The following is a 24517-nucleotide window of genomic DNA, read 5'->3' as shown; positions in this document are numbered from 1 at the left end:
ATAACCTGAGATTTTCCCGCATGCTTGATTTTCTGCCTGCGCCGCTGAAGGGAACCCTGGCGGCCCTGCTGATTGCGCTGAACACCCTTGTACTGTTCCCGTTCCTGATGCTGTTTGCACTGCTCAAACTGCTGCTCCCGATTACCCCGGTGCGCAAGGCCTGTACGGTTGTATTAAATACCATTGCCCGGGTATGGATCGGGTTTAACAACCTGGTGATGGACATTCTGAACAAGGTGGAATGGGACGTGCGCGGCGCAGAAAACCTCAGCCGGCAGCACTGGTATTTTGTAACCTGCAACCATCAAAGCTGGGCCGATATAACGGCTATACAGTACGTACTCAACAGCAGGATTCCATTGCTCAAGTTTTTCCTGAAAAAAGAGCTTATCTGGGTGCCCTTGCTGGGTTTTGCCTGGTGGGCGCTGGATTTTCCCTTTATGCACCGCCATACCAAAGAGCAGATCGCCCGGAAGCCGGAGCTTAAAGGTAAGGACATAGCCGCCACGCAAGCGGCCTGTGAGAAATTCCGTTATACGCCGGTCACCATTTTCAATTTTATGGAAGGCACCCGCTTTACCCCGGAGAAGCACAAGCGCCAGAACTCACCCTACAAGCACCTGCTCAAGCCCCGGGCCGGCGGCACAGCCTTTGTTCTTGGCGCCATGGGGGAAATGCTGCATACCATGCTGGATGTCACTATTGTGTACCCCGGGCAGGACCAGGTGGGAATCTGGGATTATTTCAGCGGGCGTGTGCGGCGAATTGTGATTGATATCCGGGTGCGGGAAATTCCGCCGCAATTCCTGGGCATGGATTATGAAAATAACCGCGAGATCCGGGTAGCGTTCCAGCGCTGGGTGAGTGAGCTCTGGGCGGAAAAAGATGCGCGCATTGAGGCTCTGAAAGCTACAGAAGCCCCAGCTCCCGGGCACGGACAATAGCCTGGGTGCGGGAGCGCACTTCCAGCTTGGCGTTTATACGCCGAGCGTGGGTTTTAACCGTGTGCAGTGAAATGTGCAGTTTGTCTGCGATTTCCTGATTAGACAGCCCTTTGGCGATAAGCTCCAGAACGCCCTGCTCGCGCTCGCTCACAGGCTCGGCCAGCGCCGCCGGCAACTTACCCCCGGCTATGCCAAACAGCCGGCCCAGCGCCTCCCGGAAACGGGTCTCCGGGAGCTGGCTGTATACTTTGCCCATCAGCTCGGCCAGTTCCAGCTTCAGCTCTGCAAACGGGCTTATGAAATGTTCTTTCTCCGCTTCCCGAACCACCACCGTGAGTATTTTCTGCGCCGCTGGCAGGCCTTTTTCTTCGCTCACAAGTACCGCTTCCAGTAACCGCATGTGGAGGTCCACACCCCAGGGAATGGCGTCGCCGTATCGCTTGCGCGTGGCCAGCAGAGTTTCGCGGGCCCTGACGGTTTCACCCCTGGCAAGATCCAGACGCACCTGCAGGCAGTCAAGCAAACCCGGCATCATGGGAAAGAGCTCCGGCACACAGCCGGCTTCGCGGTACGGCTGCAACCTGGCAAGGGCCTGGGCAGCGCTCTCCAGCTGATTCTGGGCCAGCCAGCAGCTGGCTTTCAGCGCCTCAAGGACAGGCACATACAGTGCTTCATCAACCTGCCAGGTGTGCATGGTTCGCTCCGCTCTTCCGATCCATACAAAGGCGTCTTCCAGGCGCCCCTGGGCACGACACATCAGAACCCGTATGGCCATGGCAAGCAGCAGGCCGAGATCGCGGGTTTGCTCTGCGTGGCGACCGCAGGTTACCAGCAAGCGATCAGCTTCCGCTTCCCGCCCCTGATGCCAGAGTACGAGCACCAGGTTCAACTGCAGGCGTGTTTCGCCGATGCGGGCGGGGCGGGCCTGTTCCTGTATAACGGTATCCAGGCCGGTTCGCAGCAGTTGTTCTGCATACCGAAGCGCGCCCTTCCCCAGCTCGATCCTGGCGTGGGAATACACCGCCAGCGCTTCCGAACCAGAATCCCCCGCTTCCCTGGCCAGGCGGGAGGCAGCCCGGTTGGCGTCCCTGGCTTCCTGGAAGCGCCCGGAAGCGCACAGGGCACTGGCACGAACCATTTGGGTAACCAGCTGCCCCTGGGGTGAAAATCCGCCGCCGGCCAGGGCACGATCAGCCATTTCGAGGGCCGGCGCCACCTGGCCCTCGCCCCGGAGGATAAAGGCTTTGAGGGCGCAGATTCGCGCTTTGTACTCCTGGCAGCGCCCATCAGAACCCGATTCACACATGCCATCGATCAGCGCCCGCGCCTGCCTGAACTGGCCCCCGATAGCATGCACCCAGCTATACACGATTCGCAGTCTTGGGCTGCGCTCGAGCAAAGGCGCCGGAAGGCTTTTACGCAAGCGCAACAGGGAGGCGGTATCCTGCCCGAGCAGCAGGGCTTCGGAGCCTTCCGACGCAATGCGGATAATTTCTTCTGCGTCCCCGGCCAGCAATGAGTATTTCAGGGCTTCCGGAAACTGGTCCCGGCTACCGAACCATCGGCTCGCCGCAAGCATTCTGTCTGTATAACCCGCCATCACAGGTGTTTTCAGCCACTGCATCAATAATGGATTGAGGCGATACCAACGGCCCCAGCCCGGCATGGTTTTTACCGGCAGGCCTCGTTCACAGGCGTCAGACGGCAACAGGAAACCGTCCGGTATCAAGGGCTCCAGTGCCAGAAGCAGCTCATCCGAGCAGAGCCCAAGTTCCGCGACAGCTCTCAGGGAGCGTAGCTGGCCGGGTGTAAGGCTGCCCAGTACAGACTCTTTCAGAAAGCGCTCTACCCCGGGGGTTTCATGAACCGCATGCCTGTCAGAGCTTTGCAGAATGTCGCGGCGGTAGAGTGCAAGGGGGGTGGGCCAGCCTTCGGTCAGATCGTAGAGATGATCAATCGCCACGCTGGTGAGCTGATGATCGCTCAGAAGGTCGCGAAAGAACTCAAAGGTTTCACTGCGGCTGAACTCGAGCTTGTCCATGCCTATAGCAGTAAACCGGTTCTCCAGTTCCAGCGCATGTGTTTCGCAGGGCAAGGCTTGTCGAGAAAGCATGGCAACAGAATAGTGCGACGGCATATCCGCCACCAACTGCTGCAGAAGGGCTACGACAGCCGGGTTCGTGATGTGATGCAATCCATCCAGGACCAGAACGGAGCGGTCCTCAGCGGGCGTTTTCTTCAAAGCCAGCAGCATGATAGCAAGCGCATCGGAGAAGGTGCTTCCACCCTGCAGACTGCTTTCGCAGGATTCGGGAATATCCAGCGCTACAGACAGCAGGCTGAGAAAACGGGTTGGGGCGTTGTCCTGGGACGTCAGGGGCAGCCACTGTACCTGTTCATCACGCACCCCGGCAGCCTGCAGGCCCATGGCAACCGTGAGGGATTTACCGTAGCCGCAGGGTGCGTCCATAAAAAGCACACCGCGGGGTTTTAAAGCATCGCTGACCAACGCAGCCAGATGAGGACGCATTAACGAGTGTGCGGGCACTGTGGGAGCCTGCAGCCTTTGTTTCAGCATGTCCCGTACGAGCTCACCTCGCTGGAGCCCGCTGTTCGCCGACTGAAATTCGTCATTGGCTGCATAGCTATCAGGGAATGATTTCACACGCTGCCTCAGGTACGCCTTTAGTATGACAAGAAGGTTAAACTAATTGAGGGGCTGGCTGCAAAGTTTTGACGTGAAAGGTATTCATCTTGCGGCAGTTTTTTATCGCGGTAACAAAAACGGCGAGCCAGAGCCCGCCGTTTTTGCACGATCAACACAACCCTTTAACGGGTTCCCGCGCGGCGCAGAGCTGCGGGGGTGTAATCCCTGGACTGGCGCTTAACGCCAAACTGGTAGGGATTGACCTCCTCATTGGTCAGGCCCAGAACCAGGTAGCGGCCAGACAGCAGGTCGTAAAGGGTTTCAACCGCATACCAGGGCACTACCTGATCGTAGAACTGCATGGAATGGGCTTCTGCTACGCGCCATAGCTCGCCACGGCCATCGTAATGGTCGATAACCGAAGCCTGCCAGGTATCCTCATCAACGTAAAAATCACGCTGTGCATAGATGTGGCGCTCGCCCTCTTTCAGGGTGGCCCGCACGTGCCAGACGCGATGCAGCTCGTAACGGGTCAGGTCCTGATTGATATGGCCGGGCTTGATGATTTCATCATAGGTCAGGTCGCGGTCAACCAGCTTGTAGGAGTTGTACGGAATGTACATTTCCTTCTTGCCAATCAGTTCCCAGTTGTAGCGATCCGGAGCACCGTTGAACATATCGAAGTTGTCAGACGTACGCATGCCGTCAGCGGCTGTACCCGGGCCATCGTAGGCCACCTGGGGCGCACGGCGAACGCGACGCTGGCCGGCGTTGTATACCCACGCGCGGCGAGGCTCGCTTACCTGGTCCAGTGTCTCGTGTACCAGCAGCACGTTACCCGCCAGACGGGCCGGTGCGGTGATTGCCTGCTTGAAATAAAACAGCACGTTGGCATCTTTATCGGGGCTGTAGTCTTCCAGGTAGGTTCTCCAGGTCAACTCATCCTGAAACTTTACAATCGAGTAGGCGCCGTTGGGGGTGGGTGTTGCCTGCCCCACGTTACGCTGAACGGACCCCCCGCGATAACGGGTGATGTGGTTCCAGATGATTTCCAGACCATTCTGGGGAATCGGGAACGGCGTCGCACTCTGGTAATTTGCCAGGCCGTTACCATTCTTGATCATTTCGCTTCGGGTGGCGTTTTTGACCGTTTCCTCCATGACATCTTCAGGATACGCAGCGGTACGGTGGGTTTCATAAACCGGCAGCACGTAGTCCGGGTACTGCTTGATCATTGCCACCTGCCCGGGTGACAGCTTGTCTTCGTACTCTGCAACGTTGCTCTGATCAATGGTGAATTTTGGCGTTTCATCAGGAAACGGATTCACATAGATACCGTCACCCTTGTAGCCAGCCGGAGGCGTGGTCAGACCACCGTCCCAGGCCGGAATGGCACCGCCATTACCTGCTTTTTCGGCGCCCATCCGCGTCAGGGAGTCGCCAAGTTTGGCTGCTTCTTCGGCAGAAACCGCGCCCCATGCCTGGCCAGCAAACAGGCTCGCAGCCAATACGCCAGTGGCCAGTAGTTTCTTGTTCAGTTTCATTTAAATTACCTCGTTAAACGAATTCGTGACGGTTCAGAATGAGTAGGAAACGCTGGCACTCACGAAATCCCGGTCAGTCAACTCGTTATACGGCTTGCCACCGAAAAAGTTTGTGTAACCGATTTCACCGGTAATCTTGTTTTGATACACAGCCTCAAGCGACAGACCGATTGCCTTATTACCTTCATTGAAGTTACCGCCGGGCTGCGGGCTATAGCCCTTGACATCATGACTCCAGGCCAGTTGGGGTGACAGGTTGATACCCGCAATGGCGTTCGGGTAATTCCAGACCAGACGGGAGCGATAACCCCAGGAGAAGGATGTTGTGAACCCTTCGTTAGTACAGTAGCTGGCGTTGATGTTTACGCCCGCTGCACAAACGTCAACAATATTGCCACTCCCATCGTCTGTGGGAAGCGTACCCACACCAAATGTGCCGGAGCGACCGTAGCGGGCTTCATCAAGACCCGGCAAATCGTGAACGTAGGTGGCACCAAACTCAGTGATGAGAGAGACGCGGCTCGCGCCCATTACCTGATCGAAGAATTTGATCAGGGTAAACTGGGCCTGGGAAACACCAAACCGGTCGTACCCCGAAACTCTCGAACCGGGAACCAGCGTGCCCAACTCCTCGGTGCGCTGCTGCTCCAGCTTACTGACGATACTGCCATCAATGGGATTACGAAGCTGGATACCACCGTAGATAAGTTCGAAGGCGTTCCACTGCAAGGGCATTTTGTCGCGATAGGAGTACTCTGCACCCAGCGACCAGCCTCCCGGGGTATTGGTGTTGATGCTTATGCCATACAGATTAATGTTTTCCGGATACTCGATAAAGTATGACGGGAAAGGACCGCTGCTGTCCTTGATGGTACCGCTTACATAGGGCAGGCGGCTGTTGTACTTGATGTAATAAAAGCCAAGCTCGGAATCATTCAGTGCCGGCACATACCAGCGCATGGCCACACCAAACTGGTCTTTCGAATCTGCCTCCACATCACCCAGGCGCGGCGCCACAAAGCCCTGGGCCAGGGCCTGGGAATCAGGCAACTGACCGGCAAGCAGAACCGGGCCGCAACCGTCTGACGCAAAGTCATTGGTGGAGAAGAAAGTGCCGCAGTCATCGGGGCGCACAGGTGCCCAGTCTGTCTGAACAAAGGTCTCCAGCGTGACGTTCTCTGTTACGCCCGCCGACATGTAGAACATTTCAACCGGCAACAGCGCGTCTTTCAGCTCTGAGCCGGGCGCCCGGAAGGCGGGAACGTCGATAGGGTTAATGGTATTGATACCGCCCTGGATAAAGGTGCTCTCACCCCAGCTGAGCACCTGCTTGCCGTAACGGACACTCAGAGGTACAGCCCCAAGGTACCAGTCAGAAAACACGTAAGCGTCCAGTATTTCACCGCCGGATGCGTTGTCTTTTGCTTCGCTGTTCAGTTCGCGTTGCTGGCCGACATAATCCGTTGCACGGCCCTCGTCTTTCAGCTCGAAATCGTACCAGTAACGACCACGAAGCAGGCCGCCCACCCGGGTCAGGTAATCTCCATTCATGTCATAATTCAGGAACAACTCACTGTTACCTTTGACGATTTTGGAGTAAGTATCACCCTTATCGAAGTTAAGGTTACCGTCGTCGTAGTTGTTCGTGGAGGCGCCTACAGTTGTATTTGCGTACTGGGGACCAAGGTTGCCCTGGGCAATAAGGCGCTTGTCGCGATCCGAAACCCGCCAGCCAGCCCCTGCCGAAAGCGTGGTGTTGAACTGGGCTTCCACATCCCCAACATAGAAAGAGTAAGCGGATGCCTGGCCGGAAAATCCGGCTGCAACGGCCACGGCAAGCGGTAATTTTGACCAACGCTGCCATTGGTGTGTTTTTCTTGTCATTGGAAGGCTACTCCATTGTTGTTCTGAGTCGCTGCTCTGATTATTGGTATTCACGAAGTATTGGAGGCTTCATGCACAGTGCTCGTGATGTAAGCACTATAGCTAACGCTGTCCAGTGCTTTGATCAGTCAAAAGTATGATTTTGCTCCCATGGCCGCTCACCACCCATTCACAACCCCGATCGGCGCCGGGTTTACTCGCACAGATTCACTATAGACAAGAATCCGGAATGCAACCACTTTGCTTTCGATGGTTTTTTTGCGGTTTTCAAGGCTTGTGGGGGGCTTCCAGATATTCCTGTGACTGCATTTCCAGAAGGCGGGATTCGGTGCGCTCGAACTCAAAACTCAGGCGCCCGCCGGAATAGAGTTTGGTAATGGGAGCGGCGGCGGAAATAATGACTTTCACGTTGCGGTCGTAGAACTCATCAATCATGTTTACAAAACGGCGGGACTGATCGTCTTTGTCCCCGCCCAGCACGGGAACATTGCTGATGATAATGGCGTGGAACTGGCGCGCCATTTCAATGTAGTCGTTCTGGCTGCGAGGGCCATCGCACACATCCTTGAAATCGAACCAGACCACATCATCAGCATGGGCCTGGGCCGGAATCTTGCGACCGTTTATTTCCATGGTCTTGCTGTGCTTGCCGGCCTCAACCGCCAGGGCATCAAAACTCCGGCGCAGGCTGGCATCTGCCTCGTCACCCAGCGGCGAATGGTAGAGTTCGGCCTGCTCCAGAGTCCGCAGACGGTAATCAACCCCACCGTCGACGTTCACCACGTCAGTGTACTTTTTTACCAACGCTATGGCTGGCAGAAAGCGCGCCCGCTGCAGCCCGTCCTTGTACAGGCCATCGGGGGCAATGTTGGAGGTGCACACCAGGGTAACGCCGCGCTTGAACAAGCCATCCATGAGGGTTGCCAGAATCATGGCATCACCGATATCGGATACAAAAAACTCGTCAAAACAGATAACCCGGGCTTCAGCGGCAAATTGTTTCGCCACCAGATCCAGCGGATTTTTTTCACCCTTGAGTGCTCTGAGTTCCTTGTGAACACGCTGCATAAAGCGGTGAAAGTGCACCCGCATTTTGCGTTTGAACGGCAACGACTCAAAAAAGGTGTCCATCAGGTAGGTTTTACCGCGACCCACACCACCCCAGAAGTACAGGCCTTTAACGGGCTCTTCCCTGCCTTTTTTCAACTTGCGCCGCAATTTGGTGATTGCTTTACCGCGTTCGCTTTCCGCCTCTACCAGTTTATCGTAGAGTGACTGGAGTCGCTTGACGGCATCGGCCTGGGCAGGGTCTTTGTGAAACTCCGGGCGCTTGAGGTCTTCCTGGTAACGCTGCCAGGGTGTCTGGTTAACAGTGGTTTCAGAAGGCGTGGACGCTGTCATCAGAAAATCCCGGTGTCTGGTCGTTGATTTTGGGCGGCGTATTATTACGTATTCGCGGTTTTTTCGCCACGCCGGGGGCCATTCGGGCAATACGACGATTGGCGCAGCACACAGGCATGGGCTGACAAGGCTGCGGGGGTTATACTGGCTTACAGGAATTGGTTCTTTTTTCAGGCAACAGGACGATACTGCATATGACAAACCTGATTCTGGCAGCGATTGCCGCATTGATTGTTGGCATTGTCATCGGAGCCTTGATTGGCCGCTCGGGGCAGGGTTCTTCGCTGCGGCAACGTCGCGCGGAACAGCAGGCTGAGGAAGTGCGCAACGAATACCTGCGCTACCAGGCTCAGGTGAATGAGCATTTTATGGAGTCGGCCCATCTGCTGCGCCAGTTTAACGATGCTTATCGGGATGTAAACCAGCATATGGCGCGCGGGGCGAACCGCTTGTGCAATGATGAAGAGTGGATGGCCGAGCTGGCTGAGGAAACTTCCCGCAAGCGGCTAGAAGAGGTTAGCGAGGACGGCGTTGAGCCACCGCGGGATTATGCACCCAAGACCTCCGGAACTTTGTCTGAAGACTTCGGGCTCAAGAAGGGCGACAGAGCGGCTGATGCCTGATTGTTTATGGACCTGGAGTCAGTGGTAAACAGGACTGATCAGACACTCGTACGCGACTTTCAAACCGGATTATCGCAGTCGATGAAACGGTGCTTGATTCCGAATTCTTTCTCGAGTGCCACTCCCAGCGCTTTTACGCCGTATCGCTCTGTTGCGTGATGGCCGGCGGCGTAATAGTGGATACCGCACTCTCTCGCCGTATGGGTGGTCGGTTCAGAGATTTCGCCACTGATGTAGGCGTCGAGACCGGCGTCAACAGCCGTGTTGATATATCCTTGAGCGGCACCTGTGCACCACCCTACCCGTTTGATTGCGGCTTTGCCGTCGCCAACTCGCAGTGGGTCGCGGTGGAGTGCTCTGGCAATGTGTAGCCCGAACTTTTCGGGAGACATGGCTTCCGGTAGCTCACCTTCCCACACCAGACCGCTTAGCGGACGAGGGTTCTTGATGCCGAGGATATCGGCTAGCTGTCGGTTGTTACCGTGTTCCGGGTGATCATCCAGCGGCAAATGATAGGCAACCAGGTTGATGTCGTTATCCAGCAAGCGCTTTAAACGTTCGCGTTTCATGCCCCGGATGCTTTGGTCTTCGCCTTTCCAGAAGTAGCCGTGGTGAACGATTACCATATCGGCGTTTGCGGCGATTGCGGCTTCGATTAATTCACGTGAAGCGGTTACGCCGGTGACAATGGTGTTTATGTCGCTTTTGCCTTCCACTTGCAGGCCGTTGGGGCAGTAGTCCTGGAATTCTCCAGGCTGCAGCCACTCGTTGAGTTTGGCAAGAACACTATCACTCGTGACCATGTTTATCCCCCATTCGCTATATCACTAAATGTCGATGAGCGGAGCGCGAAGGGGGCTTCCGGGAATGTCGTAGGCCAAGGATGGCCGGAGACAAGCGCACATGGACGTGCTCGTAGCGGTTCCCGGAAGCCCCCTTCGCGCTCCGCTCTATGCCCGATATCGCAGGCTAGGCGCAGGACTGGAGCCCTGAAATCAACGCATCATTCTGCTCTGGGGTGCCGATGGTGATTCTCAAAAACTCGCTGATTCTCGGCTTGTTGAAGTGGCGGACAATAATGCCCTGCTCCCTCAGACCCCTGGACAGGCTTTCGCCGGATTTCTCTTTGTGACGGGCGAAAACGAAGTTGGCTTTGGAAGGTAGAACCTCAAAGTTCAGACCCTCCAGGCTCCTGGTCATACGCTCCCGCTCGGAAATAACACCCTCGCAGGACTTCCGGAACCAATCGTGATCTTCATAGGCCGCTTTGGCACCAGCCAATGCCAACCTGTCCAGAGGATAGCTGTTGAAACTGTTTTTGACGCGATTCAAAGCTTCAATCAGATCCGGATTACCAATGGCGAAGCCAACCCGCAGCCCTGCCAGTGAGCGGGCCTTGGAAAGCGTCTGGCAAACCAGGAGATTGGGGTACTTGTCTACCAGTGTTATGGCGGTTTCACCACCGAAGTCAATGTAGGCTTCGTCAACAACAACAACCCGCTCCGGATTAGTCTGAAGAATGGTTTCTACGTGTTCAAGACCAAGGTAACAACCCGTTGGCGCATTGGGATTTGGGAAGATGATGCCACCGTTGGGCTGCCTGTAGTCTTCGGGATTGATTTCGAAGCTGTCTGTGAGGGGTACGGTTTTGCCTTCGATGTTATAGAGGCCGCAGTACACCGGGTAAAAGCTGTAGGTTACATCCGGGAACAGGATGGGCTGGCCGTGCTGGAACAGAGCGTAAAATATGTGGGCCAGTACTTCGTCGGAGCCGTTGCCGAGGAAGACTTGTTCGGGCTTTATGTTGTGGTAGCCGGCGATGGTTTGGCGCAGGCTTTCGCCTTCCGGGTCCGGATAGAGGCGCAGGCTGTCATTGAGTTCGGCTTGTATGGCTTCTATGACTTTTGGTGAGGGGCCATAGGGGTTTTCGTTGGTGTTCAGTTTTACCAGGTTGGCCATTTTTGGTTGTTCACCTGGTACGTAGGGGACCAGATTTTTTACCGCCGGGCTCCAGAACTTGCTCATCTTTTTTGCTCCGAGGAGACGGCAGCTGGGGCGGGGTGTCGTCCGGGAAACGCTACGAGCACATCCATGTGCGCTTGTTTCGGGCCATCCCTGGCCCTCTACATTCCCGGACGACACCCCGCCCCAACTGCCTGCAGGCTACGGTGATATATTCTTAGCTTCCGGTTAAAACCCCATATGAGGTACAAAAACCAGAACTAACCATGCACAAACTGACTGTAAGACTAATCGTTTTTAACCCGATACTCAGCGGAGCGTGCGTGGGCAGTCAACCCCTCACCTCTCGCCAAAACCGAAGCGACCCGCCCCATCCGGTCAGCACCTTTGGCGCTGAAACCGATGATCGATGAGCGCTTCTGGAAGTCGTAAACACCCAACGGCGAAGAGAACCGGGCCGTGCCGCTGGTGGGCAGCACGTGGTTCGGGCCGGCGCAGTAGTCGCCCAGAGCTTCGGCTGTGTACCTACCCATGAAGATGGCGCCGGCGTGGCGGATTTCTTGCAGCAGGGTTTCCGGATCTTCCACAGACAGCTCCAGGTGTTCGGGCGCTATCCGGTTGGATACCTTTGCTGCTTCGCTGAGGTCTGCAACCTGTATGAGAGCCGCGCGGTCGGCCATGGACGTGCGGATAATGTCGGCGCGCTCCATGGTGGGCAGCAGTTTGTTGATGCTCGCCTCTACCGCATCGAGGAAGCCTGCATCCGGGCTGATGAGGATGGACTGGGCTTGCTCGTCGTGTTCGGCCTGGGAGAACAGGTCCATGGCGATCCAGTCGGGGTCGGTTTTGCCGTCGCAGATCACCAGTATTTCCGAGGGCCCGGCGATCATGTCGATGCCTACGGTGCCAAACACTTCCCGTTTTGCGGTGGCTACAAAAATATTGCCGGGGCCTACGATTTTATCCACAGCCGGGATGGTTTCCGTACCATAGGCCAGCGCGCCAACGGCCTGGGCTCCGCCTACCGTGAATACCCGATCAACGCCAGCAATGGCCGCGGCGGCCAGCACCAGATCATTCACTACGCCATCCGGAGTGGGAACCACCATGATGACCTCGCTCACACCAGCCACTTTCGCAGGAATGGCGTTCATCAGCACAGAAGAAGGATAAGCCGCCTTGCCACCCGGCACATACAGCCCCGCCCGATCCAGAGGCGTCACCTTCTGCCCCAGCACCGTGCCGTCTTCATCTTTGTACTGCCAGGACTTCTGGTTCTGACGCTCGTGATAATCCCGAACCCGATCCGCAGCCTGCTCCAGCGCCACGCGCTGATCCTGAGGAATGGCTTCCAGAGCCTGCTGCAGGCGACTCTGACTCATTTCCAGCTCTGCAACACTGCCAACATTCAGCCGGTCGAATTTCTCAGTGAATTCCAGAACCGCCTGATCACCACGGGTTTTCACCTCATGCAGGATATGACGCACCGACTCGTTCACCTGATGATCAACACTGTCATCCCAAGCCAACAGCGTGGCCAGTTCACTGTCGAAGTCACTTTGGGAAGCGTTCAACCTTTTGATGTTCAGGGTCATTGCTTAAATCCTGCTTTGGATTATAGATTTACTATTTAGACGCTGTACGTGGCTACTCCCGGGCCCGTGGAAGTGTTCACGAAGAGCGTTCAAACACCAACTGCTACATACGCAAGAGTTAACGCTCAAAGCTCTTCCTGCACAATGCTTGATTTAACCCTAGCGGCGCTTATCCACAGCCGCCGCCATCTTCTCAATGATGGGGTTAATCTGCTGATGTTTCATCTTCATGGACGCACGGTTCACCACCAACCGGGTGCTGATATTATCAATCAGCTCCCGCGCCTCCAGGCCATTGGCTTTCAGAGTATTCCCGGTATCCACAATATCAACGATCTCGTCGGCCAACCCGAGAATCGGCGCCAGCTCCATCGCACCATAAAGCTTGATGATATCGGCCTGCCGGCCCTGGGCTGCGTAATAACGACGGGCGATATCCACGAACTTGGTTGCCACCCGGATGCGCCCGGCAGGCGGGGTCTTCCCCTTGGGGCCCGCCGTCATCAAACGGCAGCGGGAAATGTTCAGATCCAGGGGTTCATAGAGCCCATCACCGCCATGCTCCATCAGCACGTCTTTACCGGTTACGCCCAGATCGGCACCACCGTACTGCACATAGGTGGGCACATCGGTGGCGCGGATAACAAGCACCCGCACATTCGGGTCCGTGGTGGAAAACACCAGTTTGCGGGATTTTTTGATATCGTCAATCAGCTCAATGCCGGCTTCCGCCAGCAATGGCAGGGTTTCTTCCAGGATTCGCCCCTTCGACAAAGCGATGGTAATGGAATCTGTCATGGGTCTTTGCGGTTCCCCGTTTGTGTCTGTCACGCCGGCAGGCGGCGGATGCTGGCGCCGAGCAGCTGCAGTTTTTCTTCAATACACTCGTAACCACGGTCGATATGATAAATGCGGTCGACAATGGTATCGCCTTCGGCCATGAGGCCGGCGATAACCAGGCTGGCGGAGGCCCGCAGGTCGGTGGCCATAACCGGCGCGCCGGTCAGGTGATCAACCCCTTTGATAATGGCGGCATTGCCTTCCAGCGTAATATCCGCGCCCATGCGGATCAGCTCCTGCAAGTGCATGAAGCGGTTTTCGAATACGGTTTCGACGATGGTGCCTGTACCCTCTGCTACCGCGTTCATGGCCGCAAACTGGGCCTGCATATCGGTCGGGAATGCCGGGTACGGTGCTGTGCGCAGGTTGACGGCTTTCGGGCGCTGGCCTTTCATGTCCAGCTCAATCCAGTCGGGGCCGGAGGTTATATGGGCGCCGGCTTCTTCCAGCTTGAGCAACACGGCATCCAGAAGGTCCGCACGGGTGTCTTTCAGCTTCACCCGCCCCCCGGTTGCAGCGGCAGCCACCAGGTAGGTACCGGTTTCGATACGGTCTGGGAGTACGTCGTAGTGGCAGCCGTGCAGGCGCTCAACGCCTTCAATTTCGATGGTTGCACTGCCGTGCCCGGTAATCTTTGCCCCCATGGCGATCAGGCATTCGGCCAGATCCACCACTTCCGGTTCGCGGGCTGCGTTTTCCAGAATGGTTTTGCCTTCAGCCAGGGTTGCTGCCATTAACAGGTTTTCGGTACCCGTTACCGTTACCGTATCCATAAAGATGTGGGCGCCTTTCAGGCGGCCGTTGGTTTTGGCCTTGATGTAGCCATTTTCCACTTTGATATCCGCGCCCATCTGCTCAAGGCCCTGGATATGAAGGTTTACTGGCCGGCTACCGATCGCACAGCCTCCGGGCAGGGACACTTCGGCTTCGCCAAAATGCGCCACAAGAGGGCCCAGCACCAGAATGGAGGCGCGCATGGTTTTAACCAGTTCGTAGGGCGCGTGAAAGTGCTTGATGGTGTTGGCGTGTATTTCCACGCTCATTTTCTCATCAACCATCAGCTCCACGCCCATGCGGCCCAGCAGCTCGATCATGGTGGTCACGTCATGCAGGTGCGGCAGGTTGCCAACCGTCACGGGCTCATCCGCCAGCAGGGTTGCGGCAAGAATGGGCAGCGCGGCGTTTTTTGCACCGGAAATACGGATTTCGCCGTCCAGGGGTTTGCGGCCCCGGATCAAAAGTTTGTCCACAATAATAATCCTGTCGTGTGGGAGCAGTTCAGCCCTGGCGCGCAGCCCATTCAGCCGGTGTAAAGGCTTTGGGGTGAAGGGCGTGAATGGTGCCATCCATGATTTTCTCGAACAGCGCCTTGTTAATCAGCTGCTGCCGCTTAATGGTCGACAGGCCTTCAAAAACGTCACCTATGGCTACCACCATATAATGATTACCGTCGATCTGTACCTGCACTTCGCAATCGGGCAGTGCTTCTTTGACCAGTTCGGTGACTTGGGCGGCATCCATAATAAATCCTCGGGTATTTTGTAAATCAGGGGCGGGATTGTAACCAATCCTCGAGATTGCTCAAAGCGGCAAGGGAAACGAGCCGTTCCGGCGCGCCTTTAAATGTCAGGGAAACGCCCTGTTTTTCTGCCAGCCGGCTCCAACAAAGGAGCATGGACAAAATGACGCTGTGCGTTGTGGACAAGCCTGCAAGATCCACTGTCAGGCTGTCACCGGCGGTCCTGATCAGCCGTTCACCCTCTGCGCGCAAGGGAACGACATTGTGGGCATCGATTGCACCGGAGACGGACAACACGCCCGCCTCCAGCTGCGCCCGGGGAGTTTCAGTGTTCATGATTTATTTAGTTCATCTTCCAGATTGAGGGATTTCACAGCGTCGCTCCACCCGTCAATCACCGCCTGGATCTGCCCGCGGTTGGCTTCCATTTCCTGGGCAAAGCGGTCCCGGAAGGACAGACCTATATTCACACCTTCAACAATTATGTTTTCCATCATCCAGTCACTGTCTTCCTTGCGGTACATGGAATAGGTGACGGAATGGCGGTTGCCCGTTGCGGTAATCACTTCCATGGTTACGGAGGCGCGGTTGTCATCCCGGGGATTTATCGTGGCATCGTTAACCCTGATGGTGAAATCGTCGGCGCTGACCAACGCCTGGGCGTAGCTGTCAAACAGGCTGCGCTTGAACCTGACCACAAACTCGTCCCGCTGTTCAGGGGTTGTCTGGCGGGCATAGCGGCCCATGACCCGGGCTGCAATGCGGCGAAAGTCGACGAAACCTTCCAGGGCCTCGTCCATTTTCCGGTAGAAGGCCTCCGGATCACGCTCATACAGCCCACGCTCGGCATTGAGCCTGTCTACCAGCCGCTGGGTATTATCATCAACGTACCGTTGCAGATCTTCTGCCTCGCCCGCCTGAACGGAGGTCACGCTCAGGGCCATTACTACCAGGGCAAGAAACAATCGCTGCGTTAATGCGCTCATCTGGCTTCTCCTGTTCCGTTTGCCGCTGGCTTACTTGCCAGAAGCGAAATTACTGATCAGCCGCTCAATGTTCATGGCGGACTGGGTGGAATAGAAGGTATCGCCCGGTTTCAGGGATTCCATTTCTCCACCAATGGATATATCAATATACTGCTCACCCAGCAGGCCGGATGTACGTATCACTGCGGCGCTGTCTGCAGGTATGTTGTCCACGTCGGAATGAATTGACATGGCAACACGGGCCTGAAAGGTTTCCTTGTTCAGGCGGATGGAATCAATACTGCCTATGGTGACACCGGCCATGGACACCCTGCCACGGGGAGTAAGCCCCCCGGTATCGTTAAAATCCGCATAAACAACGTAGGTGCTCTCGGCGGATTTCGGCGACAGCCCGCTTACCTGCAGCGCCAGAAACAGCAGCGCAGCCAACCCGGCAAGCATAAACAGGCCAACTGTAATATCCGTCGTTCTTTGGTTCATTTCCGGCTCCCGGTATTATTTCGCCAATCGTTAATCAGAAGTTGCCGAACATTACGGCAGTCAACACAAAATCCAGCCCCAGTACAGCCAGCGAAGAGTACACCACTGTTTTTGTGGTGGCCGAGCTGATGCCTGCAGAGGTAGGGACACAGTCATAACCCTGATAAACCGCGATCCAGGCACAGACAAAACCGAAGACCACGCTCTTGATTACGCCGTTTATCACGTCGTCCCGGAAATCCACGGAGGCCTGCATATTGCCCCAGTAGGAACCTTCAAAAACCCCGAGCCATTCCACGCCTACCAGCATACCGCCCCAGATACCCACCATGGAAAAGATAACAGCCAGCACCGGCATGGCTATAAAGCCGGCCCAGAGTCTGGGGGCAATAACCCGGCGCAGGGGGTCCACACCCATCATTTCCATGCTGGAGAGCTGCTCGGTTGCCTTCATCAGGCCAATTTCGGCAGTCAAAGCCGAGCCTGCACGCCCGGCAAACAGCAGTGCGGTCACAACGGGCCCAAGCTCGCGCACCAGAGTCAGGGCGATCATCTGCCCGATAGCGGCCTCGGAGCCAAAATCACTGAGAATGGTGTAGCCCTGAAGGCCCAGAACCATGCCAATGAACAACCCGGAAACCACGATAATCGCCAGCGATAGTACACCAACCGAGTACAGCTGCTTCATTAACAGAGGGAAACCGGTTACCGGGCGCGGAACACCGGACAGCACACCCGCCAGGAAGCGACCGGCGCGGCCGAAGGACAGAACCAGATCTATCCCGGTGCGCCCGAGGGAGGCAATTCTGTCGATCATGAGGCGTCTCCCGCAAGCCCGAAGTCCTCGCCGGCCCTGGAGGACGGATAATGGAATGGCACAGGCCCATCCGGGAGCCCCTGCAGAAACTGCTGTACCTGCTCGGAAGGATGATCCTGCAATTCGGCGGGCGTACCCGTGCCGATCACTTTGCCGTCTGCGATGATGCAGGCGTAATGGCAGATGCTCAGGGATTCTTTAACATCGTGGGACACCAGAACACTGGTCAGCCCCATGGAACTGTTGAGGTCACGAATCAGTTTCACCAGCACACCCATACCTATCGGATCCTGCCCGGCAAAGGGCTCATCGTACATGATCAGTTCCGGATCCAGCGCAATACTGCGGGCCAGGGCGACACGCCGGTTCATGCCGCCGGAAAGCTCCGATGGCATCAGTTTGCGGGCGCCACGCAGGCCAACAGCCTCGAGTTTCATCAGCACGATGTCACGAATCATGTCTTCCGGCAGTTTGGTGTGCACTCGCATGGGGAAAGCAACGTTCTCGTAGACGCTCAGATCAGTAAACAGAGCACCACTCTGGAACAGCATGCCCATTTTTTCCCGCAGGGAATAAAGCTCCTTGCGGCGCAGATCCGGAACTGAATGACCATCCACCAGTATACTGCCGGAGTCCGGCTTCAGCTGACCACCAATCAGCCGCAGTAACGTGGTTTTCCCGCTGCCACTGGGCCCCATGACGGCGGTAATTTTCCCGCGGGGAATATCCATGGTGACACCGTTAAAAATACGACGCCCGGAACGGGAAAATACAACATCCTTCAACGAAATGTACGAGCGCAAACCCATAGTCCTTACCTTTAAGCCCACAGCCTCAAGCTTTCATCGTCTGGCACTTGGCTTCCAGAGAGCGGCTACATTATGCCAAGGAGCCCTGAAGCTCAATCAAAGGTTCCCAAAATGAATTGATAGCAATGATCAGTTTCAACGATCACTGTGCTTAACTTGCCGTAACCAGACTGCTGTGCTGGCGGGAAATGATATACTCCCCTCACCTGATGGCAATCCCGTCTTTTTACACAGCAATCTACAGCGAGAAAACAGGCTCTCTGCCCAATGACTGAACACAAAGCATACGACTTCCAAACCTCCGCTCTTCAGGCCATTCGCATTGAACGTGACGCAATCAGTGCCCTGGAAGGCCGTATCGACCATCATTTTATACGTGCCTGTGAGGTTATCATGGCATGCAAGGGCCGGGTTGTAGTAACCGGCATGGGCAAATCCGGCCACATAGGCCACAAGATTGCCGCCACACTTGCCAGCACCGGAACCCCCTCCTTTTTTGTTCACCCGGGGGAAGCCAGCCATGGCGATATGGGCATGATCACCAGCCAGGATGTGGTTATTGCGATTTCGAACAGCGGCAACACCAGCGAGGTGGTCACCATTCTGCCCCTTATAAAACGCATGGGTGCACCGCTGATCAGTATGACCGGCAATCCCGCGTCCACACTGGCAAAAGAAGCCACGGCCAATCTCGATGTGAGCGTTGAAACCGAGGCCTGCCCGCTGGGCCTTGCACCCACCTCGAGCACCACGGCAACTCTGGTTATGGGTGACGCCCTGGCAGTGGCCCTGCTGGAAGCCCGGGGCTTCAGCGCAGAAGACTTTGCATTTTCCCATCCCGGCGGCAGCCTGGGGCGCAGGTTGCTGCTGCGGGTCTCGGATATCATGCACACCGGTGAGCGCATCCCCATTGTAAAAGAAGATACGCCCCTCAGTGGTGCCCTGCTGGAGATATCACGCAAGGGGCTGGGTATGACCACGGTGGTGGACGCCAGTGGCACCATGACCGGCATTTTCACAGACGGTGACCTGCGCCGCACCATGGACAAGTCCATTGATGTGCATAATACCCCCATAAGGGATGTCATGACCCGCAATGGCCGATCCATTCAACCGGACCAGCTGGCAGCAGAAGCCCTCAACGTGATGGAAGGCCTAAAAATCAGCGCACTCCCGGTGGTTGATCATAACAACGCCCTGGTTGGCGCCATCAACATGCATGATCTGCTTCGCGCCGGAGTGATATAAGGTGCGGTCCAGGGTGCGATACACGGGGTGACAGGAAGAATGATCTTATGGCGGATGTAAAGGCCGGGTTACGCAGCCCTTTGGCAGATACCTGGCCAGAAGTGTTGCTGGCAAAAGCCGCGCGCATCAAACTCGTGGCCCTGGATGTCGACGGCATTATGAGCGATGGCAAAATCTACTTCAGCGCCCTGGGTGATGAACTGAAAGGCTTCAATATTCTGGACGGGCTTGGGCTGAAGCAGATTATGGCAGCGGGAATCACCGTGGCGGTCATTACCGGGCGCAATTCGCCGCTGACTGAAAAACGCATGAAAGACCTTAAAATCCCGCATCTGATGCAAGGGCGGGAAGACAAGAAAGTTGCCCTCCAGGAACTGGTCAGCACACTGGGTGTTGCGCCGGACGCCATCGCCTACATGGGCGATGATCTGCCCGACTTACCCGCCATTCGCTACGCAGGCCTCGGGGTTACGGTTCCCAACGGATACTGGCTGGTGCACAAGCATGCTGATTACTGCACACGGGCCAGCGGCGGCGCCGGCGCGGTGCGCGAGTTGTGCGACCTGCTGCTGACCGCCGGCGGCCACCTGAACGCCACGCTGATGCCCTACCTGGAGCCATGACCATGGCGGAAAGTACAAAAAGCAGCTGGGTATCGACGCTGACGCTTACAAACAAACCCCGGGTTCGCATGCTGGCACTGGCTGTTACTGTCGCCGCCACCCTGTTCCTGCTGTGGCAGAGCAACGAGCCGGCCGTTACCAGTTACAGCGATGCCAGGCAACTGCGGGGGGATGCAGAGCCGGACGGCTTTGTAGTCAATGGCCGCTACACGTCTTACGATGAAAACGGCCAGCGCAAGATTGTTTTTACCAGCCCGCGCATCGAACAGTTCGAAGAAGGCAATATTGCCAATATGCAATCACCCCGGGCAGAACTGTTCAGCGACACCGGCGAGGGGCCGTGGATTCTCAATGCCGAGAACGGCAGCCTGCAACAGGATGACGACCTGCTTTACCTCACCGGTAATGTCCGGGTGGTGCGAACCATTGGTGAACGGGAAGCAACGCTGAAGACCGAAAGCCTGACCCTCGACAACAACAAGGGTACGGTATACACCGATGACCGGGTGGAAATTACCGACAGTGTTGGTACAACCCGGGCAAAGGGCATGAAAGCATGGATCGACGACCGCATTCTGGAACTTAACTCCCAGGTAGAAGGACGCTATGAAACCGTCAGATAACATGATTCCCAGGGTACTGGCCCTGATTCTGGCTGCCGGCTCCGGCGGCCAGGCTCTGGCTTTTGATCTGGACTCCGACATACCCATAACGGTCGGCGCCGACAGCGCTCGCCTGGACGACGGCCAGGGCATTGCCACCTATACAGGTTCGGTAGAACTGGTGCAGGGGAAAACGCGGCTGACGGCAGACAAGGTGGTTCTGTACCGGAGCGCCGACGGCCTCAGCCGCATTGAAGCCACCGGCTCCCCTGCCCACTATCAACAGCCGGTTACCAGCGGCGAAGGTGAGACCGATGCCAAAGCCCGGAATATTACCTGGTCGGCAACGGACAAACAGCTCACCTTTGAACGGGACGCGGTGATTGAGCAGAATGGTAACGTGTTCCGCGGCGATATCATTCATTACGACACCGAACAACGGGTGGTTACGGCGGAAGGCGGCAAAGATACCGGTGACGGCACAGGCCGGGTGGAAATGGTTATCCAGCCCCGTGGCACCTCCTCCAAATAACAGCTGATTACAGCACACAGGAATCCGATGGCAGTTCTCAGAGCGAGCAACCTGGCGAAAAGCTACAAGCAGAAAAAAGTGGTTATTGATGTCTCGCTGGAAATCCGCAGTGGTGAAATCGTCGGCCTGCTCGGGCCAAACGGGGCCGGCAAAACAACCTGCTTTTACATGATTGTAGGGCTGGTCAATGCAGATAACGGCCGCGTAACCATCGACAGCCAGGACATCACGTCGCTTCCCATGCATGGCCGCGCCCGCAAAGGCATAGGTTACCTGCCGCAGGAAGCCTCTGTGTTCCGCAAGCTCTCGGTGCGGGATAACATCATGGCGATTCTGGAAACCCGCAAGAACCTGAGCCGTGCGGAGCGCCTGAAAAAACTCGAGCAACTGCTGGAAGAGTTTCACATTACCCATATAAGGGACAGCATGGGTATGGCGCTCTCCGGCGGTGAACGGCGGCGGGTGGAAATAGCCCGGGCCCTGGCGATGGAGCCGGCTTTTATTCTGCTGGACGAGCCGTTTGCCGGCGTAGATCCTATTTCTGTCAGTGATATCAAACAGATTATCCGCCATCTGCGGGACAAGGGCATTGGCGTGCTGATTACCGATCACAACGTACGCGAAACCCTGGATATCTGCGAGAACGCCTACATCGTATCCGGCGGGCACATTATCGCGTCCGGGAAGCCGGAACTCATTCTTGCCAACCAGCAGGTCAAAGAGGTGTATCTTGGCAATGAGTTTCACATGTAACCACTCGCCACAGCCGGTTTTCGAGCCGCCCGGCTACCCGCGCGATTGTTTTGCTGACCCGGAGCAAGTAAACTCGGCAAAGAACTTGCTAGGCTATTGCTGATTGTCAGCAAGTAGCCGGCATATAAAGATTTTTTGGCCGACGCAAGCAACTCAAAGCAGGTATGAATGACGGATCCTGAGCGATGGTTATGAAAGCCTCATTACAATTAAAGCTGGGTCAGAGCCTGACAATGACGCCCCAGCTGCAACAGGCGATCAGGCTTCTGCAGTTATCGACCCTCGACCTTCAACAGGAAATCCAGGAGGCGCTCGACTCCAACCCTCTGCTGGAAACTGCCGAGGACGACCAGGCAGAATCGGCAACACCAGACGCCGAGCAGAATCAGGACACTGCGCCAGACGAGACCTCTGCAGATACAGTCACGGATTCTTCTGCTGCCGACTGGGACGAAAATGAAAACGGCCCGGACTGGCAGTCTGAAAACGAAATTCCCGACACTCTGCCTGACGATCTGCCGGTTGATACCGCCTGGGAAGACGTTTACCAGTCTGCCCCGGCTCCTGCCACGCGCAACGACGACGAAAGCGATCACGATTTCGAGACCCGCAATTCGCCCAGCGAAACCCTGCGTGATCATCTCGAATGGCAACTGAACCTCACCCCCCTGAGCGAACGTGACCAGGCCATTGCCCACGCGTTGCTGGATGCCGTGGATGAGCGTGGCTACCTGACCAGCCCCGTTGAAGACATCTACGCCGGGCTGGCAGACGATTCTGATGAAGACCCCCTGGAACTGGACGAAGTAGAGGCCGTGTTGCGGCGGTTACAGCATTTTGATCCGCCCGGGGTGTTTGCCCGGGACCTTCAGGATTGCCTGCTGATCCAGCTCAACCAGCTGCCGCCGGAAACCCCCTGGCTGGCGCAGGCCCGGCTTGTTATTACCCACTACATAAACCTGCTGGGCAACCGTGATTATGCCCAGCTGTTGCGCCGCAGCCGCCTGAAAGAGGACCAGCTCCGGCATGTGCTTGCGCTGATTACCGGGCTCAACCCGCAACCGGGCGATATCATTGATCGCACCGAACCGGATTACGTGATACCCGACGTGATCGTGCGCAAACATAATGGCCGCTGGCGTGTGGAGCTCAACCCGGAAATTGCCCCGCGCATTCGCGTCAATGCCAGCTATGCTTCATTAATAAGGCGGGCCGACAGCAGCGCTGACAACACCTATTTACGGGACCAGCTTCAGGAAGCCAAGTGGTTTATCAAGAGCCTGCAGAGCCGCAATGAGACACTGCTGAAGGTTGCAACCCGTATTGTGGAATACCAGCAGGGTTTTCTTGACCACGGGGAAGAGGCGATGAAGCCGTTGATTCTCTCGGACATTGCGCAGCTTGTGGAAATGCACGAATCCACCATTTCCCGTGTAACCACGCAGAAATACATGCACACACCCAGGGGCATTTTTGAGCTGAAGTACTTTTTTTCCAGCCATGTAAGCACCGACGAAGGCGGCGAATGCTCCTCAACGGCTATCCGCGCCATGATCAAAAAACTGGTGGCGGCAGAAACGCCCAGAAAGCCATTGAGTGACAGCAAGATTGCGGCCATGCTGGGGGAACAGGGAATCAAAGTGGCGCGGCGCACGGTTGCAAAATACCGCGAGGCGATGCACATTCCGCCCTCGAACGAGCGTAAGCGCCTGGTTTGAAACACAGGCTGTTCAGCTATACATGAAATTCGCGGGCGCAGTCATGCGTCAGCACTCAGGCCGGCTGATGCAGCCGGAACGGATGACAACAGGAGACGTCTATGCAACTCAACATTTCAGGCCATCACGTAGAACTGACTCCCGCCCTGAAGGACTATGTGTCCGAAAAATTCGAGAGACTGGAACGGCACTTCGACCACATCAGTAACTGTCAGGTCACTCTGGAAGTGGATAAAGTTCGTCAGATCGCGGATGCTACACTTCACGTGGTGGGTGGTGAGATTCACGCAAAGGCGGAAAATGAAGACATGTACGCGGCTATCGATGGCCTCGTGGACAAGCTTGACCGACAGATCATCAAGCATAAAGAGAAGAATGTGGACAGGATGCAGGGAAACATCGCCCGCTAGGCGACTGTTTTCAGGCATGTCATCTAATCAGGCTGCGGCACGGGCGACGTGTCGCAGCTTTTTTAACGGAAGCACGGTCGATTCATGAGCGACACAACCCTGACAATAGACAACATCCTTGCACCGGAACTCACGCTGTGCAAGGTGCCAGCGTCAAGCAAAAAGCGGGCTCTGGAGTTCATTGCCGAGCAGATCCGGGAGCATTACCAGACTGTCAGCGAAAACCAGATCTTCAATAACCTGATTGCACGGGAGCGGCTCGGCAGCACCGGAATCGGCCAGGGAATTGCTATTCCACACTGTCGCCTGGAAGGGCTTGAACGGGTTATTGGCGTACTGATGACGCTGGAAGAGGCGGTAGAGTTCGACGCGATAGACAATCAGCCGGTGGATCTGGTATTTGCACTTGTTGTCCCGAAAGAAGCCACCAGTGAGCACCTTGAGTTACTGAGCCAGCTGGCTGAAAAATTCAACGAACGTTCGTTCTGCGACCGCCTCCGGCAGTGCGAGGATGCGCAAGCGCTTTACCGAAGTATGACCGCCGCAAGCGGCTGACACCCACTCTGGCAACAGGCTGTTT

General features: G+C 56.2%; 25 protein-coding genes. 10 read left to right on the top strand and 15 right to left on the bottom strand.

Annotated features, from left to right (window positions below):
- Positions 1 to 20: 20 nt before the first annotated feature.
- Positions 21 to 944, top strand: a complete 924-nt coding sequence (locus tag CDH48_RS02580; RefSeq protein WP_100687122.1) for an acyltransferase — start codon at positions 21 to 23, stop codon at positions 942 to 944.
- Here CDH48_RS02580 and CDH48_RS02575 read toward each other — a convergent pair.
- The 4 genes from CDH48_RS02575 to zapE form a co-directional block, all read right to left on the bottom strand.
- A complete protein-coding gene (locus CDH48_RS02575) occupies positions 910 to 3414 on the bottom strand; it encodes a LuxR C-terminal-related transcriptional regulator (RefSeq protein ID WP_227520895.1) in 2505 nt (834 codons plus the stop codon). The genes CDH48_RS02580 and CDH48_RS02575 overlap by 35 nt on opposite strands.
- Positions 3415 to 3773: 359 nt before the next feature.
- Positions 3774 to 5135 carry a DUF1329 domain-containing protein gene (locus CDH48_RS02570; RefSeq protein WP_100687120.1) on the bottom strand — a complete coding sequence of 454 codons (1362 nt, stop codon included), beginning with the start codon at positions 5133 to 5135 and terminating at the stop codon, positions 3774 to 3776.
- Between the two features lie 33 nt (positions 5136 to 5168).
- Positions 5169 to 7019, bottom strand: coding sequence for a DUF1302 domain-containing protein (locus CDH48_RS02565; protein WP_100687119.1), 1851 nt, complete (start codon positions 7017 to 7019; stop codon positions 5169 to 5171).
- A gap of 267 nt (positions 7020 to 7286) precedes the next feature.
- Complete coding sequence (gene zapE / locus CDH48_RS02560) at positions 7287 to 8420, bottom strand: cell division protein ZapE (RefSeq protein ID WP_100687118.1); 1134 nt, start codon at positions 8418 to 8420, stop codon at positions 7287 to 7289.
- Between the two features lie 194 nt (positions 8421 to 8614).
- On the opposite strand from zapE, the gene CDH48_RS02555 reads away from it, so the two are divergent.
- Positions 8615 to 9043 (top strand): YhcB family protein, encoded by a 429-nt coding sequence (locus CDH48_RS02555; RefSeq protein ID WP_100687117.1) that lies wholly within the window; start codon positions 8615 to 8617, stop codon positions 9041 to 9043.
- 59 nt (positions 9044 to 9102) lie between these two features.
- On the opposite strand, the gene CDH48_RS02550 is transcribed toward CDH48_RS02555, so the two are convergent.
- From CDH48_RS02550 to CDH48_RS02500, 11 genes are all read right to left on the bottom strand, one after another.
- Positions 9103 to 9846, bottom strand: coding sequence for a Nif3-like dinuclear metal center hexameric protein (locus CDH48_RS02550; RefSeq protein ID WP_100687116.1), 744 nt, complete (start codon positions 9844 to 9846; stop codon positions 9103 to 9105).
- Positions 9847 to 10012: 166 nt separating this feature from the next.
- Positions 10013 to 11068 carry a histidinol-phosphate transaminase gene (hisC, locus tag CDH48_RS02545; RefSeq protein ID WP_100687115.1) on the bottom strand — a complete coding sequence of 352 codons (1056 nt, stop codon included), beginning with the start codon at positions 11066 to 11068 and terminating at the stop codon, positions 10013 to 10015.
- Positions 11069 to 11292: 224 nt separating this feature from the next.
- Positions 11293 to 12600 carry a histidinol dehydrogenase gene (hisD, locus tag CDH48_RS02540; RefSeq protein ID WP_100687114.1) on the bottom strand — a complete coding sequence of 436 codons (1308 nt, stop codon included), beginning with the start codon at positions 12598 to 12600 and terminating at the stop codon, positions 11293 to 11295.
- A gap of 159 nt (positions 12601 to 12759) precedes the next feature.
- Positions 12760 to 13398 (bottom strand): ATP phosphoribosyltransferase, encoded by a 639-nt coding sequence (hisG, locus tag CDH48_RS02535; RefSeq protein WP_100687113.1) that lies wholly within the window; start codon positions 13396 to 13398, stop codon positions 12760 to 12762.
- Positions 13399 to 13427: 29 nt separating this feature from the next.
- Entirely contained in the window at positions 13428 to 14690 is a 1263-nt protein-coding gene (murA, locus tag CDH48_RS02530; protein WP_100687112.1) for a UDP-N-acetylglucosamine 1-carboxyvinyltransferase, read from the bottom strand.
- A 28-nt stretch (positions 14691 to 14718) separates the two neighbouring features.
- A complete protein-coding gene (locus CDH48_RS02525) occupies positions 14719 to 14961 on the bottom strand; it encodes a BolA family protein (protein WP_100687111.1) in 243 nt (80 codons plus the stop codon).
- A 25-nt stretch (positions 14962 to 14986) separates the two neighbouring features.
- Complete coding sequence (locus tag CDH48_RS02520) at positions 14987 to 15295, bottom strand: STAS domain-containing protein (RefSeq protein WP_100687110.1); 309 nt, start codon at positions 15293 to 15295, stop codon at positions 14987 to 14989.
- On the bottom strand, positions 15292 to 15945 hold the full coding sequence (locus CDH48_RS02515) for an MlaC/ttg2D family ABC transporter substrate-binding protein (protein WP_100687109.1): 654 nt from the start codon (positions 15943 to 15945) through the stop codon (positions 15292 to 15294). Before CDH48_RS02515 ends, CDH48_RS02520 begins: the two co-directional genes overlap by 4 nt.
- Positions 15946 to 15975: 30 nt before the next feature.
- Positions 15976 to 16425, bottom strand: a complete 450-nt coding sequence (mlaD, locus tag CDH48_RS02510) for an outer membrane lipid asymmetry maintenance protein MlaD (protein ID WP_100687108.1) — start codon at positions 16423 to 16425, stop codon at positions 15976 to 15978.
- A gap of 34 nt (positions 16426 to 16459) precedes the next feature.
- Positions 16460 to 17242, bottom strand: a complete 783-nt coding sequence (gene mlaE / locus CDH48_RS02505) for a lipid asymmetry maintenance ABC transporter permease subunit MlaE (protein WP_100687107.1) — start codon at positions 17240 to 17242, stop codon at positions 16460 to 16462.
- A complete protein-coding gene (locus tag CDH48_RS02500; RefSeq protein ID WP_100687106.1) occupies positions 17239 to 18051 on the bottom strand; it encodes an ABC transporter ATP-binding protein in 813 nt (270 codons plus the stop codon). The genes mlaE and CDH48_RS02500 overlap by 4 nt, the downstream gene beginning before the upstream one ends.
- 267 nt (positions 18052 to 18318) lie before the next feature.
- On the opposite strand from CDH48_RS02500, the gene CDH48_RS02495 reads away from it, so the two are divergent.
- From CDH48_RS02495 to ptsN, 8 genes are all read left to right on the top strand, one after another.
- On the top strand, positions 18319 to 19299 hold the full coding sequence (locus tag CDH48_RS02495) for a KpsF/GutQ family sugar-phosphate isomerase (RefSeq protein WP_100687105.1): 981 nt from the start codon (positions 18319 to 18321) through the stop codon (positions 19297 to 19299).
- 47 nt (positions 19300 to 19346) lie between these two features.
- Positions 19347 to 19922, top strand: a complete 576-nt coding sequence (locus CDH48_RS02490; protein WP_100687104.1) for a KdsC family phosphatase — start codon at positions 19347 to 19349, stop codon at positions 19920 to 19922.
- 2 nt (positions 19923 to 19924) lie between these two features.
- The gene (gene lptC / locus CDH48_RS02485; RefSeq protein WP_100687103.1) at positions 19925 to 20545 is read left to right on the top strand and encodes an LPS export ABC transporter periplasmic protein LptC; all 621 of its coding nucleotides are present in this window, start codon (positions 19925 to 19927) and stop codon (positions 20543 to 20545) included.
- Positions 20529 to 21056, top strand: coding sequence for a lipopolysaccharide transport periplasmic protein LptA (lptA, locus tag CDH48_RS02480; RefSeq protein WP_100687102.1), 528 nt, complete (start codon positions 20529 to 20531; stop codon positions 21054 to 21056). Before lptC ends, lptA begins: the two co-directional genes overlap by 17 nt.
- 27 nt (positions 21057 to 21083) lie before the next feature.
- A complete protein-coding gene (gene lptB / locus CDH48_RS02475) occupies positions 21084 to 21809 on the top strand; it encodes an LPS export ABC transporter ATP-binding protein (protein ID WP_100687101.1) in 726 nt (241 codons plus the stop codon).
- Positions 21810 to 21994: 185 nt separating this feature from the next.
- The gene (locus tag CDH48_RS02470; protein ID WP_188437610.1) at positions 21995 to 23527 is read left to right on the top strand and encodes an RNA polymerase factor sigma-54; all 1533 of its coding nucleotides are present in this window, start codon (positions 21995 to 21997) and stop codon (positions 23525 to 23527) included.
- 101 nt (positions 23528 to 23628) lie between these two features.
- Entirely contained in the window at positions 23629 to 23937 is a 309-nt protein-coding gene (gene hpf, locus CDH48_RS02465; RefSeq protein WP_100687100.1) for a ribosome hibernation promoting factor, read from the top strand.
- Positions 23938 to 24021: 84 nt separating this feature from the next.
- Positions 24022 to 24492: a PTS IIA-like nitrogen regulatory protein PtsN gene (gene ptsN, locus CDH48_RS02460; RefSeq protein WP_100687099.1), complete on the top strand. Its 471-nt coding sequence runs from the start codon at positions 24022 to 24024 to the stop codon at positions 24490 to 24492.
- The last annotated feature ends 25 nt before the right edge of the window (positions 24493 to 24517 follow it).

The organism is Marinobacter aromaticivorans, from assembly GCF_002806975.1.
In the GTDB taxonomy this organism is placed as follows: domain Bacteria; phylum Pseudomonadota; class Gammaproteobacteria; order Pseudomonadales; family Oleiphilaceae; genus Marinobacter; species Marinobacter aromaticivorans.
This window is presented reverse-complemented; position numbering and strand designations above follow the sequence as displayed.

What these genes read in the sequence shown, in the direction of transcription:
- CDH48_RS02555 (WP_100687117.1), top strand. Translation starts at nt 8,615, where the DNA reads ATGACAAACCTGATTCTGGCAGCGATTGCCGCATTGATTGTTGGCATT.
- ptsN (WP_100687099.1), top strand. Translation starts at nt 24,022, where the DNA reads ATGAGCGACACAACCCTGACAATAGACAACATCCTTGCACCGGAACTC.
- CDH48_RS02565 (WP_100687119.1), bottom strand. Translation starts at nt 7,019, where the DNA reads ATGACAAGAAAAACACACCAATGGCAGCGTTGGTCAAAATTACCGCTT.
- CDH48_RS02570 (WP_100687120.1), bottom strand. Translation starts at nt 5,135, where the DNA reads ATGAAACTGAACAAGAAACTACTGGCCACTGGCGTATTGGCTGCGAGC.
- zapE (WP_100687118.1), bottom strand. Translation starts at nt 8,420, where the DNA reads ATGACAGCGTCCACGCCTTCTGAAACCACTGTTAACCAGACACCCTGG.
- hisC (WP_100687115.1), bottom strand. Translation starts at nt 11,068, where the DNA reads ATGAGCAAGTTCTGGAGCCCGGCGGTAAAAAATCTGGTCCCCTACGTA.
- hpf (WP_100687100.1), top strand. Translation starts at nt 23,629, where the DNA reads ATGCAACTCAACATTTCAGGCCATCACGTAGAACTGACTCCCGCCCTG.
- lptC (WP_100687103.1), top strand. Translation starts at nt 19,925, where the DNA reads ATGGCGGAAAGTACAAAAAGCAGCTGGGTATCGACGCTGACGCTTACA.
- CDH48_RS02580 (WP_100687122.1), top strand. Translation starts at nt 21, where the DNA reads ATGCTTGATTTTCTGCCTGCGCCGCTGAAGGGAACCCTGGCGGCCCTG.
- lptA (WP_100687102.1), top strand. Translation starts at nt 20,529, where the DNA reads ATGAAACCGTCAGATAACATGATTCCCAGGGTACTGGCCCTGATTCTG.
- mlaE (WP_100687107.1), bottom strand. Translation starts at nt 17,242, where the DNA reads ATGATCGACAGAATTGCCTCCCTCGGGCGCACCGGGATAGATCTGGTT.
- CDH48_RS02500 (WP_100687106.1), bottom strand. Translation starts at nt 18,051, where the DNA reads ATGGGTTTGCGCTCGTACATTTCGTTGAAGGATGTTGTATTTTCCCGT.
- CDH48_RS02490 (WP_100687104.1), top strand. Translation starts at nt 19,347, where the DNA reads ATGGCGGATGTAAAGGCCGGGTTACGCAGCCCTTTGGCAGATACCTGG.
- CDH48_RS02550 (WP_100687116.1), bottom strand. Translation starts at nt 9,846, where the DNA reads ATGGTCACGAGTGATAGTGTTCTTGCCAAACTCAACGAGTGGCTGCAG.
- CDH48_RS02495 (WP_100687105.1), top strand. Translation starts at nt 18,319, where the DNA reads ATGACTGAACACAAAGCATACGACTTCCAAACCTCCGCTCTTCAGGCC.
- lptB (WP_100687101.1), top strand. Translation starts at nt 21,084, where the DNA reads ATGGCAGTTCTCAGAGCGAGCAACCTGGCGAAAAGCTACAAGCAGAAA.
- CDH48_RS02575 (WP_227520895.1), bottom strand. Translation starts at nt 3,414, where the DNA reads ATGGACGCACCCTGCGGCTACGGTAAATCCCTCACGGTTGCCATGGGC.
- CDH48_RS02470 (WP_188437610.1), top strand. Translation starts at nt 21,995, where the DNA reads ATGGTTATGAAAGCCTCATTACAATTAAAGCTGGGTCAGAGCCTGACA.
- hisD (WP_100687114.1), bottom strand. Translation starts at nt 12,600, where the DNA reads ATGACCCTGAACATCAAAAGGTTGAACGCTTCCCAAAGTGACTTCGAC.
- hisG (WP_100687113.1), bottom strand. Translation starts at nt 13,398, where the DNA reads ATGACAGATTCCATTACCATCGCTTTGTCGAAGGGGCGAATCCTGGAA.
- mlaD (WP_100687108.1), bottom strand. Translation starts at nt 16,425, where the DNA reads ATGAACCAAAGAACGACGGATATTACAGTTGGCCTGTTTATGCTTGCC.
- CDH48_RS02515 (WP_100687109.1), bottom strand. Translation starts at nt 15,945, where the DNA reads ATGAGCGCATTAACGCAGCGATTGTTTCTTGCCCTGGTAGTAATGGCC.
- CDH48_RS02520 (WP_100687110.1), bottom strand. Translation starts at nt 15,295, where the DNA reads ATGAACACTGAAACTCCCCGGGCGCAGCTGGAGGCGGGCGTGTTGTCC.
- CDH48_RS02525 (WP_100687111.1), bottom strand. Translation starts at nt 14,961, where the DNA reads ATGGATGCCGCCCAAGTCACCGAACTGGTCAAAGAAGCACTGCCCGAT.